Raw genomic sequence first — 16,294 nt, 5'->3', positions numbered from 1 at the left:
GCCCGGCCCGCACACCAACCTCACGGGTTGGTTGAAAAGAACATCAGCATCAACCACCCGATGTCGGTGGTGTCGAGCTGCTACTGTTGCTGTCGCTCGCTGCACTGATCGTCAAACCGCTGCCATCCACGCTCTTCACGCCTTTCACCTGTTTAGCCAGATGTTCGGCGCGAGTCCTTTCCTTCGTTGATGTCGCGGTGCCTGTCAATGTGACCACGCCGTCGGTGGTGCTGACGGAGATATCCGACGCTTTGATCCCTTTGGCTGCCGCCAACTTGGATTTGACCTTGGTCGTAATCCAGGTGTCATCCACCTTGCCCGGCACCGTTTCATTGCTCGACGGCGTCGAAGGCGTCGTGCTTGCAGGCTGTTGCTGCTGCATGCTGGATGATGGGGATGCACTCTGTGCCATGAGAGAGAAGGGTGCGGCGGCGAAAGCCATCATGACGCTGCCGGCGATGATGGATTTGCACAGAATGGACTTGTTGCGCATGGCGATCTCCTTGAGCATATGAACTGCATGCGCGAGAAAGGCATGGCGCATGCAGGCGCATCACAATCGATCCGCGGAGTGCATGGCAACAAGTTGCATGTGAAAGGAATGTTGCAAAACGTTATGAGCGGTTGCGTTCGTTCATGAACGTATCTGTATTGAAAACGGCTTGTTTCAAGGATGTTTCTGTGCACGCATCACGCCGGCTTGTGCAAAGAATCACGTGCCGCGTCACAAGCGTGACATCGTATTCTGGTTAATTAATCAGCCATCGGCCCCTATGCGCATGACGTGTGCATCGCTTCGTCTTACGACGCTTGCAGGCCAATGATCATCTCAGGAAGTAGTACGGTCAGGGATGACCGCCCGGGGGCGTGCCGCAGGCTGAAGCATATGTACTCCAGCCTGCGATCGAAGCGCGAATTTCAGAAGACGTGCTTCAGCAGAATAAACAGTACGCCTGCCAGCAGAATCGAAGCGGGTAGCGTCAGTACCCAGGCCATCAGCAAATTGCGCACCGTGGACCACTGCAAGCCCGAGCCATTCGCGGCCATGGTGCCGGCGACACCCGAGGTGAGCACGTGTGTCGTGCTGACTGGCAAATGATACATGTCGGCCGCCTGGATCAGCGCCATCGCCACCAGTTCAGCCGACGCGCCTTGTGCATAGGTGAGATGTTCCTTGCCGATCTTTTCACCGACCGTCACCACGATACGTTTCCAGCCCACCATCGTGCCAAGGCCGAGCGCAAGTGCAACGGCGACCTTTACCCACAGCGGGATGAACTGTGTGGCTTTCACGCCAAGACCGCGCCAAGTCGTCAGGATCTTTTGCTGATCCTCACTGAGATCCGGCTGTGCGAGCAGCATGGGAATGGCTGAATTGGCCAGATAGATGTCATTACGAACGTTGCCCATCTGCTCCTGCGGCACTGCGCGCAGGGAGGTGCGGTTGCCCACTTGTTGATCGATCTCGGTGATCAATTGCGACAAGGCCGGCACCGTGTCTGCCTGAAGCTTGCGCTGTTGAACGGCGACCGTCACAGCATCGCGTGGATTGCCTGTGAAGACGATGCCGTGATCGAGCGTGGTCAGTACTTGCTGCGCTTCGACAGAAACCTGGTGAAAGGTCTTCACCTGTCCACCTGATACCGCGCCGTTCAAGGCATAGGCCGTTGGCACCGTGCCGATCAGGATCAGCATGATCAAGCCCATGCCTTTCTGGCCGTCGTTGGAGCCGTGGCTGAAGCTCACGCCGGTGCAGGTGAGGATCAGCAGCAAGCGAATCGGCCACGGCGGCGGCTTGTTGCCCTCCGGTGCACGATAGAGCGCGGGAATTTTTATCAGCGCCTTGGCCAGCACCATCAGCAGGCCAGCCAGGAGAAAGCCGGCGATGGGCGAGAACACCAATCCTTTGAACACGTTCATCGCGGCGCCCCAATCCACGCCGCTGGTGCCGGTTTTGACGGCCGTAAGCTGATTGGCCAGGCCGACGCCAATGATCGATCCGATCAAGGTATGCGAGGAAGAATTCGGCAACCCGAAATACCAAGTGCCGAGATTCCACAGAATGGCCGCAAGCAGCAACGCGAACACCATGGCGAAACCTGCGCCGCTGCCCACCTGCAGGATCAGCTCCACCGGCAGCAGTGACACTACGGTAAAGGCCACCGCGCCCGTCGATGTCAGCACACCCAGAAAGTTGAAAAAGCCCGACCAGATCACCGCCAGATTGGGCTGCAGCGAGTGCGTGTAGATCACTGTGGCGACCGCGTTGGCGGTGTCGTGGAAACCGTTGACGAACTCAAAGCCCAGAGCGATCAGCAAGGCGACGCCGAGCAGGATGAAAGGTGTCGTGGAATGGGTGCGGACGATCGAAAGATCGTCCATCAGGTGCACCGCCGCGTACCCGACGCCCACCAGCAGAATCAACCCGAAAATGATGCCGAAAATGCGTCCCGAACCTTGGCTTGATGACGCGGTTGTAGCTACAGCGACTTCAGTCTGCATGGGCATGCCCCTCAGTATTCAGCCTGATGGAAGCTAAGCACTGCCCAAGACAAAGGCGTGACAAACCTGAATATGGTGGGTTCAAGCCTTGTCGATGAGCTGGTGTGTGCCGGGACGATGAGGCCTTTATGTCAGCGCACCGATGCAATGGACCGGGATTTGACGCCAGCAGCGCCAAATATTGCGCATAAAAAAGCGATCGCCGATGCAGCGGCGATCGCCAAGCTCATTCGGGTTAGAACGTCCGCTAAGTGCGACTAACCGTGAAGCTTCATTGTTATTGCTGGGAGGAACTGGTCGACGTCACCGGGTGCTCCGCCTTGAACTGCTGCCACTGCTGCATACGGGCCTGGAACGCAGCCTTGTTGGCGGTGTACTGCGTCTGCTGGGCGCTGGTCAGCACAGAGGTGTAGATCTGAGCGGTGTTGGCAGCCTGGGCCGTGATGCGGGCGCTCACGAGGCTGGCTTCAGCCTGGGCCAGAGTGGCCGCGGCGGCCTGGTAGCCCGAGGAGTTCGGTGCCAGGGTCTCAAGCGCCTGACGGTCCTGGCGCACGGCCTGGAATTGCGTCTTGAGCGAGCTGAAGCTCTGCTGCTCGATCTGCTTGACCTGGGTCTTCTGGGCGTCAGTCAGGTTCAGGCCGCGGAACTGGTCGAAGCCACCGTGGTGGCCATGGCCACCGGGGCCGAAACCCGGACCACCCGGGCCGGCGAGTGCCAGCGCGGAGCAGCCAAGGGCCGCAGCCAGGATGATCGACAGGGTCATTGTCTTGCGCATATCAAGCTCCTGCTTGTTTGGGGGTAGGTTGTTGGTGATTATTGGAAACCAGGAGCGCGTTTAAGATCTTTGCGGCTGTGTAAAGAAGGGTAAAGTCAGCACCGCGCAAGCTTTCGGGAGCCAATCGCAGCAGGTAATGCGATAGTAAGCACCGTGTTTCGAAGGCTTACTGCTGGCTATCCATGTCCCGAATACTGATTGGCGACGACGATCGAGAACTCTGCGCACTGCTGTCCGAATACCTGCGCCGCGAAGGCCTGCAGGTCGACGTGGTGCACGATGGCGAGGCCGTATTGGCCCAATTGCGCGATCAGGCCACGCGTCCGGATCTGTTGATCCTGGATGTGATGCTGCCTGGTCGCAACGGGCTTGATACGCTGCGTGAACTGCGTGCGCAGCATCGCTTGCCGGTCATCATGTTGTCCGGCCGTGGCGAGCCGGTGGATCGCGTCGTGGGCCTAGAGCTGGGCGCGGATGACTATCTGTCCAAGCCCTGCCTTCCACGCGAATTGCTTGCACGCGTGCGAGCGCAACTGCGTCGTCATACGGTGGAAAGTGTCGGTGTGCTCACTGCCGGCGTATTGCGTCTGCTACCTGGCGAGCGCCGTGCGTATGCGGGCGAACAGGAACTCAATCTCACCGGCGCCGAATTTGCCTTGCTGCTGATGCTGGTGCAGCGCGCGGGCGAAGTGATCGACAAGACCTCGCTGACACGCGTGGCACTTGGGCGTGAACTGGAGCGTTTCGACCGCAGTATTGATGTGCATGTGAGTCGTCTGCGCCACAAGCTGGCGGAAGCTTCGCCGCAATCGCCACGCATCGATTCCATTCGCGGCGCAGGTTATGTGTTGCTGTCCAATGGGGGAGGGCAGGCGTGAATTCGTTCAAGAGTCCGTTTCGCAGTCCGTTGTTCTGGCGGCTGTTGATTTTCTTCTGCATCGCCAATCTGCTGGTGCTGGTGCTGGGAAGTTGGCTCACCAGCCGTTTCATCGCCTTCTCCGCCGAGCAAGGCGTCGATTGGCCCGTGCTGGCACAAGCCGCCGAAGATGCTTACGACAATGGCGGTCTGGCAGGGCTCGACACCTGGGCACAACAGCAGCATGCCGAAGGTATCGAAGCGACGCTGTATGAAAATGGCGTGCCCTTGCGCGATATCCATCTGCCGGGGCCTATGCGTGATTCGTTGCCGCAATGGCTGGCAACGGGTCACAGCATTGAACTGAATCCCTTTCCCGGCTTTTACATGGCTGTGGAACCGGTGACCGGCAATGATGGACACGCGCGGCAGCTGGTAGGCCTCAGCAGTTCACGCGCGCGCATTCCGCGGCATATGCGGGAAAAGATCCTGCTCGGCGTGCAGTTGGGATTGTCACTACTGTTGATCGGCGGCATCGGCTGGTGGGTTGCGCGTAGCGTGTCGCGTCCGGTCGAGGCGATGCGCAACGCTACACGCAACATGGCAGCGGGAAAATTCGCGACACGCGTGGATAGACGCTGGACCGATGCCCATGACGAGCTTGGCCAACTGGCGCGTGATTTCAACGGCATGGCTGAGCGAATCGAAATACTGGTCGCGCATGATCGCGGCGTTCTGCAGGATCTGTCGCATGAATTGCGCTCACCCTTGGCACGTTTGCACCTGATTCTGGACCTGGCCCAGCACAGCGCTGATCCGAAGGAAGCGGAGGCTCACTTCAAACATGCCGAGCGAGAGATTGCACGCATGGACCGGATGACCGCTGAAATGCTGGCCCTGTCGCGGCTTGAAGGTGGTCTGCCGGGGATGGAGTGCGAATCAGTAGACGTGGCGGACCTTGCGCGTGAGCGCCTAAACGCAGCGAAGGTGGAGGCCGAAGCACGCGGCGTTCAACTGCATGCGGTCGATAGCGCACCAGTAACCGTCTGGGGTAGCGGCATTCTGCTGGAACGCGCGCTGGACAACGTGATCGCCAATGCCATCAAGTTCAGTCCCGCAGAAGGGCAGGTCGACGTCAGCGTCGCTAAACATGATGGACAGGTCGAAGTGCGTATCCGCGATCATGGTCCGGGTGTGCCAGCGGAGGAACTCGGCTCGCTGTTCCGTCCATTCTTTCGTGGCACGAACGCAGTGCACGCCAATGGACACGGTCTCGGACTGACCATTGTGCAGCGTGTCATGCAGGTACATGGCGGTGACGTGACAGCACGCAATGCGGAAGGCGGCGGACTTGAGATCATCATGCGGTTGCCGCCAGATAACGGCTTGGATCATGCCTGAGCGTCTTTCTTTGCTCGCCATTCTGGTGCTTGCTGCCGTCTAACGAAATGGGTCTTTGTATTTAATTGCTGCGAGACAGCAAGACTGGTACGAACTTTAGTAAGCCCTTGTAGGCATAACAGCACATGGTGTGCTGAGTTTCCCCATACGCATATCAGGCGCTATCGATTCTTTTGAAGGCCATCGCGAACGCAGAATCGGAACATCGATTGATCGCTGAATGGCAGGAAAGAAATGAGCACGTCGGAAAGCAAGACGCTTTACATTGGCGAAGGGTTTGAAGGTCCGGGCGTCAATCTCGCCCATATCAACGTACTGGTTGGACCGCGCAACGGCCCTGCAGGTCAGGCGTTCGCCACAGCGCTGGCGACACCGTCCGCTGGCCACGCGCCATTCGTCATCATCGCCCAGCCGGGCGTGCCGACCAAACCGCTGACGCTGTACGTCAACAAGGCGCAGATCGCCAACGACTTCCACGGCAACGCCACCTGGGGTGCCTCACAGGCAGGCATCGCTAAGGCCGTGGCCGAATCGCTGCAGGAGGGTGTGCTGCCGCCCGAAGCGGAGAACGACTGGGTGGTCGTGTCGGCCAACTGGGTCAACCCTGCTGCGGATGATCTGGATGCGGTTTACGAGAACAACTACCGTGCCTGCAAAAACGCCATCCTCGCGGCAATGCAGGGCCTGCCACGTCGCGAAGACGTTTTTGCGGCGGCTGCCAACGTCAGCAACCCGTTCTACACGCCGAAAGCCTGAGCGCTGGCGCATCCACAGAGCAGGAATACATCGTATGGAATACGTGCGTCTCGGCCAGTCCGGCCTGAAAGTATCGCGCCTGTGCCTGGGCACCATGAACATGGGCACGCCGCGCTGGAAACCCTGGATTTTTGACGAGGCGCAGAGCGAGCCGATTGTGCGTCATGCATTGGCCGCGGGCGTCAATTTCATCGATCTGGCTGATTTCTATTCGACGGGTGTGGGCGAAGAAGTGGTTGGTCGCATCCTCAATCGACTGGTGCGTCGCGAAGAAATCGTGATCACCACCAAGGTCGGCTACGACATGGGTACTTACCCCAATGCCGGCGGCCATTCGCGCAAGCACATCATGGATGGCATCGATGGCTCGCTGACGCGCCTTGGCATGGATTATGTCGACATCTACATGCTGCATTACTTCGACGTCAACACGCCGGTGGAAGAAACCATGGACGCGCTGAACGACATCGTTCGCGCTGGCAAGGCACGCTATATCGGTGTTTCCACCATGTACACCTGGCAGCTCGCCAAGATCATCCAGGCGTGTGATCGCAACGGTTGGGCCAGGCCGATCAATATGCAGCTTCAGCTCAATCTCGCCTACCGCGAGGAAGAGCGTGAAATGATTCCGTATTGTGCGGATCAGGGCCTTGGCGTATCCGTGTTCAGTCCGCTTGCCCGTGGATTGCTCAGCGGCGATGCGAAGTCCACGCGCAACCAGACCGACTTCTTTACCGCGCAGATGTATGGCGACAACGCCTCGCTGGAAATCGCAGCCTCCGCCGTGCGCGTAGCGGCGCGGCGCGGTGTGTCGGCGGCCCAGGTCGCGCAGGCATGGGTGCTGGGGCGGTCGAACATTGACTGCATGCTGGTCGGTGCGGATTCCCCGGCGCAGTTCGATAGTGCGGTGGCAGCGCTCAATACCAAGCTCGACGAGGATGAGCTGTACGAACTGGAGCGAAACTACACCCCGTGCGATCTGATCAACGACTACACCGCTGGTCTGCGCATTGCGCGTGACGGCCGCCCGGCACGCGGCTCCTTCGCTGACGCAGAGGAGAAAATGGCATGAGCGACGGCAACCAGAAGATCGACGCAACGAACTTGCTTCGTTCAGGTCATTACATGGATGGCGCCTGGTGCTCGGGTTCCGAGACCTATCCCGTATGCAACCCGGCAACTGGCGAGGTCATCGTCCAGGTCGCCAAGGGCGGCGCCGCTGAAGCGCAGCAGGCGGTGGGCGCGGCAGCCGCGGCATTCCCTGCCTGGCGTGCGCTGACGGCAAAAGAACGCAGCAATAAGGTGCGCCGCTGGGGTGAGTTGATGCTGGCGAATCGCGAGGCGCTCGCTGAGCTGCTTTCGCGCGAGCAAGGCAAGCCGCTGGCCGAGGCACGCGGTGAAGTGGCTTACGCGGCGAGCTTTCTCGAATGGTTTGCGGAGGAAGCCAAGCGTGTCTACGGCGATGTGATTCCCAGCACCTTACCCAATAGCCGGATTCTGGTGTTGCGTGAGCCGGTAGGTGTCGTCGCGGCGATAACACCATGGAATTTCCCGTTGGCCATGATTACGCGCAAGGCTGCGCCAGCGCTGGCAGCGGGCTGCACCATGGTGCTCAAGCCTTCCGAGGAAACGCCGTTGTCGGCACTCGCGCTGGCCGTGCTAGCCGAACAAGCGGGTATACCTGCCGGTGTGTTCAATATCGTCTCGGGCGATGCTGTGGCGATCGGCTCGGTGCTGACCGGCTCCGACGTCGTACGAAAGCTGTCGTTCACGGGCTCCACGCGCACCGGCAAGCTGCTGGCCCGCCAGTGTTCGGACACGCTCAAGAAGCTGTCACTGGAATTGGGCGGCAACGCGCCGTTCATCGTCTTCGATGATGCCGACATTGATGCCGCTGTGCGCGGTGCCATGGCCTCGAAATTCCGCAATACGGGACAGACTTGTGTTTGCGTGAACCGCTTCTATGTCCAAAGTGGCATCTATGACGCATTCACTCAGGCATTCGCCGAAGCTGTGCGCAAGCTGCGCGTAGGTAACGCATTGACGGGCGACTTCGATCAAGGGCCGCTGATCAACGAAGCGGCACTGCATAAGGTTCAACAGCACGTGTCTGATGCCGTGAGCAAAGGGGCTCAGGTGCTGGTGGGTGGAAAGCGCCATGTGCTCGGCGGCACGTTCTTCGAGCCGACCGTCTTGGTGAATGCATCGGCCGACATGCTGATCGCGCAGGAAGAAACCTTTGGCCCCGTTGCGGCTTGTTTCCGTTTCGACACGGAAGCAGAAGTGATTGCTGCCGCCAACGATACGCCCTTTGGTCTGTCCGCGTATTTCTACACGCGTGACATGGCACGCACCTGGCGCGTCGCCAGCGCACTGGAAAGCGGCATGGTCGGCATCAACGAAGGGATCATTTCCACAGAAGTCGCCCCTTTCGGTGGTGTGAAGCAGTCGGGCCTGGGGCGTGAAGGTTCCAAGTACGGCATCGACGAATACGTGGAGCTCAAGTACCTCATGCTGGGTGGTCTGCAGGCGTGACGTCGTGACGCACGCGCCGGGGAGGATGCGTGCGAACGGGCGCAGTCCGCGTCCATGCAATGGAGGAGCAACACATGGGTAGTGGAGATGGCCAGGTGTCGGCTGCGGATGGGCGTGGTCGCGCGGATGTACGGCAACGACACGTAGAAGAAAAGATTTTGTTGGACGACGTTCCGCTCAATTTTTTCCATTGCAAGATTGCCGCGCTGACCTTTGGCGCGCATCTCACGGAAGGTTACGCCATTGGGACCATCGCTTATGCGTTGGCGCCCTTTTTGAACCAAATGCTAGGGGTTCAGGCCGAGCACCGCGCGCTATGGGCGGGGTTGATCGGTAGTTCCACCCTGATCGGCATCTTCCTGGGCAGTCTGGTGTTTGGCTGGTTATCCGATCGCGTTGGCAGGCAAAAGATCTTTTTGCTCAGCTTCGTGATCATCACTGCAACGGCGTTCGCTCAGTTCTACGCATCCACACCGCTGATTCTGTGCGTGCTGCGCGTAATACTCGGTATAGGTATGGGCGGAGATTTTGCCGTAGGTCATGCCATCCTCGCGGAGTTTTCACCACGCAAACACCGCGGCTTGCTGCTGGGCTCCTTCAGTGTGATATGGACGATCGGTTATGCGGTCGCCAATGTGATCGGCATGGAGTACGTCCACCACTCATCAAGTCCGGACGCATGGCGTTGGCTGCTCGCTTCCTCTGGTGTGCCAGCTTTGATCGTCCTGATTCTGCGCATGGGTACACCAGAGTCGCCACGGTGGCTGTTTGACAAGGGGCGCGTGGCTGAAGCGGATGCCGTCGTACGGAAATGCTTTGGGAAACAGGTGAGGCTGGATACCAGCGTACAAAATCATCATCATTCGGGTGGCTTCGCACGCTTGTTCAAGCAAGATCTGCTGCGGCGAACGCTGTTCAATTGCATCTTCTTCACGTGCTTGGTGATGCCCTATTTTGCAGTCTTCACATTTCTGCCGAGCATTCTTAGCGCCTTACATCTTCCGGAAGGCAGTTCGGATCTACTGTCCAATGGCCTGTTGGTTGTTGGAGCGATCATTGGCATTTGGCTTACGGTGGTATTGCCGAGGCGCACGTTCCTGATTGGATCCTTTGCTGTGACGGCCATCGCGCTTATCGGTTTGTGCGTCTGGCCTACCGCTACTGTTGTCACGCTGGTGTTGCTCTTTGGCGTGTTTACGTTGGTGCTCTCGGCAGTATCCAATCTGGTGGGCGTTTATCCACCGGAGTGCTTTCCTACCGAGGTGCGCGCTAGTGGCGTGGGATTTGCCATCGCGTGCAGTCGTATTGGGTCGGCGGTCAGCGTGTTTCTGCTGCCTATCGGTGTGAAACAATTCGGCCTTGAAACGATGTTGATGGCATTGGCTGCTTTGCTGCTGATTGGCATGGTCGTGTCGATTGCGTGGGCACCGGAAACGCGGAATTTGCGTTTGAACGATGCTGCCAACACATGATGAAGTGAAAGGCAGTGCGAGAAGAAAAGCGCCTGAAAGGGCGCTTTTTTATGTCGGCCGCTGATTGGTTCGTTCTTGATCGCTTGCGGCGGGGATTTGCCGAAATATCTGTGCCCTGTCGAGTGCTGCTGTAATATGTGATGAGCTTCACATTGTGGTACCTGCCCTCGCGAGACAGCTCAAGTTAGTCGCAATGGCGGCCGATACGATGCTCGTCGACTCACGAGTGGGGAGCTCATGATTCGCTATACGATCAAACTACGCATGGGTGCGCGGCTGGGCTTGCTGCTGCTGTTCCTGATGGCTATCGGCATCGTAGGCATTTACGGGATCGAGCGCGCCAATGCTGGTGCTGAGCGGCTTTATCGCGTGGATGTACTGGCCTTGGCTGACTCAGGTCATCGACTGAATGTGTCTGACGCGCATGAACGTGCAGCCGCTGCGCAAGTCTTCGAGCAACATCTTGCGCTTGCACAAGCCCATTACAGCGAGATCGCGGCCGAAGGGCATTACATAGGCGATGTTGCGCTGGGTGTGGTGTTGTTCGGTCTGCTGCTTACCGTCGTGAGCGATGGCTTGTTTGTGCGTTCCATTACCGCACGCATCCGCGCAGCGCTAGAGCTGGCCCGCACGGTGGCGAGCGGCAGGCTCGACAACCATATTCCTACACTGTACAGCGATGAAATCGGCGAGTTGCGCTCAGCGTTCCGCGAAATGGACGAACATCTGTCCAGCGTGATTCGCCGTGTACGTGGCAGTGCGGATACAGTCAACGGAACGTCGCGCGCTTTGGCGTCCGGTAATAGCGAGCTGGCTGCGCTGATGCACGAGCAGGCTTCGTCCCTCAGCGAAGCGGCCACCAGCATGGAGGCCATGGCGCAAATCATCCGGCGCACAGCCAACAACGCCGGTGAGGCGGACCAGCTCGCCGCACAGGCACGTGCACAGGCCGAACGCGGTGGCACGGCCATGGCGCAAATGACGCAGGCCATGGAAGCCATAGGCCAGTCCAGTCATCGTATCGCCGACATCACGGGCGAGATCGATGGCATCGCGTTCCAGACCAATCTGCTGGCCTTGAATGCTGCCGTGGAAGCGGCGCGTGCCGGCGAACAAGGGCGCGGTTTTGCGGTAGTCGCCGAGGAAGTGCGCAATCTGGCACAACGCAGTGCTGGGGCCGCGCGCGAGATCAAGCGCGTGATCGGTGAGAGCCAGACTACTGTTGCAGAGGGGGCGCAGTGGGTGCATCGCTCCTGCGTCGATTTTGAGGACATTATGCAGAGCATACGCAAGCTCAGCGACATCGTGGGCGAAATTGCCGCGGCCAGCGAGCATCAAGCGGCCGACGTTGCACAGGTAAGCACGACGGTAACGCGCATGAACACCAGCATGAGTAAACATCATGACCAGGTGCAGACCGTCAATCACGCAAGCCAGGCCCTGCTCGAACAGGCCGGCATGCTCGCGAATGAAGTGGAATATTTCAACTTTGCCGCTGAATCGCAGGCGGTGACGGCGTGAACTTTCTTTAAAGGATTCCTGGCATGGTCAAGCATTACGATCTTATGCTGGTCGCGTATTCCTTCGTGATTGCGTCACTTACTGGCTATTGCGGTATCGAGATGACATCGCGAGTGCGCCGCGCTGTCAAAGACAAATGGCTGTGGATCATTGCCGCAGCGTTCGCCTTTGGCACTGGCGTGTGGGGTATGCACTTCATGGGTATGGTGGCACTTATGCTGCCGGTGCCAGTGACGTTCGATGCCTGGTTGACCTTTGCTTCATGGGTCATTGCCGTGTTCGTCAGCGGGATTGGCTTTTATGTGATCCGCAATGGCATAAAGCTCGGCACTTGGCTGCTGGCGTCGGCTTTGATGGCCACAGGTGTTTGTCTCATGCATTACGGCGGCATGTATGCCATGCAGATGGGCGATGGTCTCAGCTATCAGCCGACCTTGTTCTGGATTTCTGTGGCGATTGCGTTTGGCGCCAGCGCAGCGGCACTGCTGATCATGACGTGGCTGCGGGACAGCGAACGCTTGCCCGGCGTACTTGCACGCCTGGGTGCGGCGCTGGTGATGGGGGTGGCTGTGACGGGCATGCACTACACCGGCATGGCGGCAGCGATGTTCGCGCCGGGCGCCTATTGTTCTACGGCCAATAGTTTGAGCGATGCATCGGTGATACTTGGTCTTGTCATTGCAGCGACGGCGATAGTGAGTATTTCCCAGTGGTCGGCATTGCTGCGCTGATTGGAATACCACCTGTTTCAACGCGAGTTCTGAAATAAAAAAAGCGCCCACAACGGGCGCCTTTTTGTTTGCAGTGGTCTGATAAAAATCAGTTCGGCGCTGACAAATCATCCAGCAGCGCCTTCAGGAAGCGTGCCGCTTCGCCACCGGTTGCAGCGCGGTGATCGAAGGTGAGACTGATCGGCATGCGGCGATGCACTTCGATGCCGCCCATCACTGCCACCACGTCATGGCTGAGCTTGCCGGCGCCGATGATCGCGACGCACGGCGGCACCACCACCGGCGTGGCGTAGCGGCCAGCGAACATGCCAAAGTTGGACAGGCTGATGGTGTAGCCCGACAGTTCCGACGGCGGAATCGTGCGATCTTCCACCTGCGCACGCAGGCGCTGGATACCGGCGCGGATGCCGGCACTATCGAGCACATCGGCGTTGCGCAATGCCGGCACGAACAAACCATCTTCGGTGTCGACAGCAATGCCGATATCTACATGCGGATGCAGCGTGCGGCTGAGGTTTTTGCCGTCGAACCATGCGTTGAGTGCCGGCACTGCTTTGCAGGCAGCGACGATCGCGCGAATCAGGCGAGCGGTGATGTCCTGCTTGCCGATCCAGGCGTGCAGGTCAGCGTCGTCCACCAGCGTGGTCGGCACCACGTTGGCGTGGGCCTCGGCCATCACGCGAGCCATATTGCGGCGAACGCCCTTGAGCTGTTCCGGCTGACCGCTGGCTTTTACGCTCGGTGGCGCAGTGCGTACCGGCTTGCCGGCTTGCGACATCGGCGTGCGGGCCGGTTCTGGCTGCGGCAGTTCGGGTGCGAGATGACGCCCGGCGGAAGCGGGCACGGCAGCGCGCGCTGGTGCGGAGCCGAGAGCGGCCGTGCCGTTGGCGGCGGCGTTTTTTACGTCCTGCATGGTGACCACGCCATCAGCACCCGTCGGGCGCACGCGGCTAATGTCCACCTTGAGCTTTTTGGCCAGCGCACGCACAGCCGGCACCGCCTTCACACCGCCAACGCTGGCGGCCTGTTCGACATGCACATGGCTGCCGCTGATCATCGCGCCGACCACGGTGCCTTCGTCTTCGCGATCAGCAGTCTTGCCGTTGCCGGATTCGATCTCGCCGCCTTCATCGGAAGCGGTGACTTTCTTCGGCTCGGCTGCGGCTTTCTTCGGGCCATGATGATGGCCGGTCGCTTCGGCTTCGGCGCGTTGTTTGGCGTTCGGATCAGGTTCGAATTCGGCCAGTGCGGCGCCGGTTTCGATCACGTCGCCTGCGGCGCCGTGCAGCTTGGTGACCTTGCCGGTGTACGGCGAAGGCACATCGACCACCGCCTTGGCGGTTTCCATCGACACCAGCGGGGCGTCGAGCTTGATGGTGTCGCCTTCCTTTACGTGCCATTCGACGATGGTGGCGTCGGGCAGGCCTTCGCCGAGGTCCGGCAGGTAGAACGTCTTGATGTCGGCCATGAGTCGGTTCCCGTAATCAGTCTTGATTCTTTATGCAGTCATCCCGGCAGGTGCCGGGATGACATGTCGTTATGCGTTCAGGAGTTGGCGAGCGTGCGCTTGGCGGCTTCGACCACGCGTTCCGCGCTCGGCAAATACTTCATCTCGAGACGGAACAGCGGGATGTGCGTGTCGTAGCCGGTGACGCGCTCGACGGGTGCCAGCAGTTCGTACAAGCATTCCTCGGCGACGCGCGCAGCGATTTCCGCACCGAAGCCGGCAGTCTTGGGCGCTTCGTGCAAGATCACGCAGCGGCCGGTTTTCTGCACCGATTCAGCGATGGTGTCGAAGTCGAGCGGAGTGAGTGTGGCGACGTCGATCACTTCGGCGCTGATGCCTTCTTCGGCCAGCGCGTCGGCGGCTTCCAACGCTTCCTTCACCTGCGCACCCCAGGTCACGATGGTGACGTCGGTGCCGTCGCGCAGCACGAAGCACACATCCAGCGGCAACGCTTCGCCGTCGTCCGGCACCTCTTCCTTGTATTGGCGGTAGATGCGCTTGGGTTCGAAGAACATCACCGGATCCGGATCACGAATCGCAGCGAGCAGCAGGCCGTAAGCGCGAGCCGGCGACGATGGCATCACCACACGCAGACCCGGGATATTGGTGAACAGATGCTCGTTCGCTTCGGAATGATGCTCCGGCGCACGGATACCGCCGCCCCACGGTGCACGCCACACGGCCGGCACGGTAATACGGCCGCGCGTGCGGTTGCGCATGCGCGCAGCGTGGCAGGCGATCTGCTCCATCATCGGATAGATGAAGCCTTCGAACTGTGCTTCAGCCACCGGCTTCATGCCAGCGGCGGCGAGGCCGACGGTGACACCCGCGATGGTGGTTTCATCCAGCGGTGTGTCGAGCACGCGCAGTTCGCCAAACTTTTCCTGCAGACCCTGGGTGGCGCGGAACACGCCACCGTTCACGCCGACGTCTTCGCCCAATACCACCACGCTATCGTCGTGGGCCATTTCGTAAGCAAGAGCCTGGGTGACGGCTTCGATAAGAGTGATTTGTGCCATGACTTAGTGCGCCTTCTTTTCAAGCGAGAGCGCGAGGTCGCGCTGTTTGGCGAGATCTGCGGGAACTTCGGCGAAGGTGTAGTCGAACATCGCCGTGACCGGCTGGGTCTTGGTTTCGAGGTACGCGTTCACCTCGTTATCCATCCACTCGTCGCACTCGTTCTTCCAGGCTTCTTCCTTCTGGTCGTCCCATACACCCTTGGCGACCAGCCAGGCGCGCAAGCGCTTCATGGGTTCTTTCGCCCAGGCGTCCTTCACTTCCTGCTCGCCGCGGTAGCGGCGGGCGTCGTCGGCGGTGGTGTGGTCGCTCAAGCGGTACGTGACCAGTTCCAGCACGCTGCCACCTTGGCCGTTGCGGGCGCGGTCCAGTGCGTCTTCCATCGCTTTGCGCACGGCGATGATGTCGTTGCCGTCCACCTGGATGCAGTAGAGACCAGCAGCGATGCCCTTCTGCGCCAGCGTGGGCGCGCCGGACTGGATCTTGCGCGGTACCGAAATCGCCCACTGGTTGTTCACGATCACGGCGACCATCGGCAGGTTCTGCGCGCCGGCGATGTTGATGGCGCCGTAGAAGTCGCCCTTGGAGGAGCCGCCGTCGCCGATCGTGCACACGGCCACGCGTGGTTCCTTGCGGATCTTGAACGCCAGTGCCGTGCCAGCGGCATGCAGGCATTGCGTGGCGATCGGCACCGACCAGGCGAAATCGTGGCGTGCCGGTTCGTTCTGGTAGTCGTTGCCGCGCTCGTCGCCGCCCCAGTACATGTAGACCTCGCGTGGCTGCACGCCGCGATACAGCTGAGCGCCGTATTCGCGATAGCTCACTGCCAGCACGTCTTCAGGCTTCATGGCGCTGCCGATGCCGACGTGGGCGGCTTCGTGACCGAGACAGCTTGCATAGGTACCGAGCTTGCCAGTACGTTGCAGTGCCACCGACTTCGCGTCGAAGACGCGGGTCGACATCATGAGCTTGTACAGCTCAACCATGTGATTGAGGTCTTTGGCGAACTCAGGCAGATCGTCACGGACCTGCTTGCCTTCGGCATCGAGATATTGCAGATATTCAATTTCAAACTTGGCGGCGATGGACACGACTCGCTCCCGGGGTGGGGTAAGGAAAAGATCTCTGCGGGGGAGGCGAGGCCCATCCAGTGGGGCCGAACGCACAGGGAAAGTCCCGGACAAGACCACATTTGATAGCAGGCAGCCATGTTGCGCTGCA

15 protein-coding genes are annotated in these 16,294 nt (G+C 59.7%); 9 read left to right on the top strand and 6 right to left on the bottom strand.

Going from position 1 to position 16,294, the window contains the following annotated elements; genetic code table 11:
• Positions 1–49: 49 nt before the first annotated feature.
• Positions 50–493: a BON domain-containing protein gene (locus tag ISN74_RS16185; protein ID WP_188800196.1), complete on the bottom strand. Its 444-nt coding sequence runs from the start codon at positions 491–493 to the stop codon at positions 50–52.
• 425 nt (positions 494–918) lie between these two features.
• Complete coding sequence (locus ISN74_RS16180) at positions 919–2,502, bottom strand: inorganic phosphate transporter (protein WP_188800195.1); 1,584 nt, start codon at positions 2,500–2,502, stop codon at positions 919–921.
• A gap of 57 nt (positions 2,503–2,559) precedes the next feature.
• On the opposite strand from ISN74_RS16180, the gene ISN74_RS16175 reads away from it, so the two are divergent.
• On the top strand, positions 2,560–2,763 hold the full coding sequence (locus tag ISN74_RS16175) for a hypothetical protein (protein WP_188800194.1): 204 nt from the start codon (positions 2,560–2,562) through the stop codon (positions 2,761–2,763).
• A gap of 16 nt (positions 2,764–2,779) precedes the next feature.
• Here the strand turns inward: ISN74_RS16175 and ISN74_RS16170 are convergent, their stop codons facing one another.
• A complete protein-coding gene (locus tag ISN74_RS16170; RefSeq protein WP_188800193.1) occupies positions 2,780–3,277 on the bottom strand; it encodes a periplasmic heavy metal sensor in 498 nt (165 codons plus the stop codon).
• A 182-nt stretch (positions 3,278–3,459) separates the two neighbouring features.
• Here ISN74_RS16170 and ISN74_RS16165 point away from each other — a divergent pair, with 182 nt between their 5' ends.
• The 8 genes from ISN74_RS16165 (at position 3,460) to ISN74_RS16130 (ending at position 12,549) form a co-directional block, all read left to right on the top strand.
• Complete coding sequence (locus ISN74_RS16165) at positions 3,460–4,155, top strand: response regulator (protein ID WP_188800192.1); 696 nt, start codon at positions 3,460–3,462, stop codon at positions 4,153–4,155.
• Positions 4,152–5,534, top strand: coding sequence for a sensor histidine kinase (locus ISN74_RS16160; protein ID WP_188800191.1), 1,383 nt, complete (start codon positions 4,152–4,154; stop codon positions 5,532–5,534). Before ISN74_RS16165 ends, ISN74_RS16160 begins: the two co-directional genes overlap by 4 nt.
• Positions 5,535–5,768: 234 nt before the next feature.
• Complete coding sequence (gene fae, locus ISN74_RS16155) at positions 5,769–6,290, top strand: formaldehyde-activating enzyme (protein WP_188800190.1); 522 nt, start codon at positions 5,769–5,771, stop codon at positions 6,288–6,290.
• A 34-nt stretch (positions 6,291–6,324) separates the two neighbouring features.
• On the top strand, positions 6,325–7,362 hold the full coding sequence (locus tag ISN74_RS16150; RefSeq protein WP_188800189.1) for an aldo/keto reductase: 1,038 nt from the start codon (positions 6,325–6,327) through the stop codon (positions 7,360–7,362).
• Positions 7,359–8,825 carry an NAD-dependent succinate-semialdehyde dehydrogenase gene (locus ISN74_RS16145; RefSeq protein WP_188800188.1) on the top strand — a complete coding sequence of 489 codons (1,467 nt, stop codon included), beginning with the start codon at positions 7,359–7,361 and terminating at the stop codon, positions 8,823–8,825. The genes ISN74_RS16150 and ISN74_RS16145 overlap by 4 nt, the downstream gene beginning before the upstream one ends.
• Positions 8,826–8,899: 74 nt before the next feature.
• The gene (locus ISN74_RS16140; RefSeq protein WP_188800187.1) at positions 8,900–10,297 is read left to right on the top strand and encodes an MFS transporter; all 1,398 of its coding nucleotides are present in this window, start codon (positions 8,900–8,902) and stop codon (positions 10,295–10,297) included.
• A 237-nt stretch (positions 10,298–10,534) separates the two neighbouring features.
• The gene (locus tag ISN74_RS16135) at positions 10,535–11,818 is read left to right on the top strand and encodes a methyl-accepting chemotaxis protein (RefSeq protein ID WP_188800186.1); all 1,284 of its coding nucleotides are present in this window, start codon (positions 10,535–10,537) and stop codon (positions 11,816–11,818) included.
• Between the two features lie 23 nt (positions 11,819–11,841).
• Complete coding sequence (locus ISN74_RS16130) at positions 11,842–12,549, top strand: MHYT domain-containing protein (protein WP_188800185.1); 708 nt, start codon at positions 11,842–11,844, stop codon at positions 12,547–12,549.
• An 88-nt stretch (positions 12,550–12,637) separates the two neighbouring features.
• On the opposite strand, the gene ISN74_RS16125 is transcribed toward ISN74_RS16130, so the two are convergent.
• The 3 genes from ISN74_RS16125 to pdhA all read right to left on the bottom strand — a co-directional run bounded on the left by ISN74_RS16125 (position 12,638) and on the right by pdhA (position 16,164).
• Positions 12,638–14,017 (bottom strand): dihydrolipoamide acetyltransferase family protein, encoded by a 1,380-nt coding sequence (locus ISN74_RS16125; protein WP_188800184.1) that lies wholly within the window; start codon positions 14,015–14,017, stop codon positions 12,638–12,640.
• A gap of 77 nt (positions 14,018–14,094) precedes the next feature.
• Complete coding sequence (locus tag ISN74_RS16120) at positions 14,095–15,075, bottom strand: alpha-ketoacid dehydrogenase subunit beta (RefSeq protein ID WP_188800183.1); 981 nt, start codon at positions 15,073–15,075, stop codon at positions 14,095–14,097.
• 3 nt (positions 15,076–15,078) lie between these two features.
• On the bottom strand, positions 15,079–16,164 hold the full coding sequence (gene pdhA, locus ISN74_RS16115) for a pyruvate dehydrogenase (acetyl-transferring) E1 component subunit alpha (protein ID WP_188800182.1): 1,086 nt from the start codon (positions 16,162–16,164) through the stop codon (positions 15,079–15,081).
• Positions 16,165–16,294: the final 130 nt, after the last annotated feature.

The sequence above is a fragment of the Dyella caseinilytica genome (assembly GCF_016865235.1).
GTDB classification, from domain to species: Bacteria; Pseudomonadota; Gammaproteobacteria; order Xanthomonadales; family Rhodanobacteraceae; genus Dyella_B; species Dyella_B caseinilytica.
The sequence above is the reverse complement of the archived record's forward strand: the minus strand, read 5'-3'. Positions and strand labels throughout refer to the sequence as shown.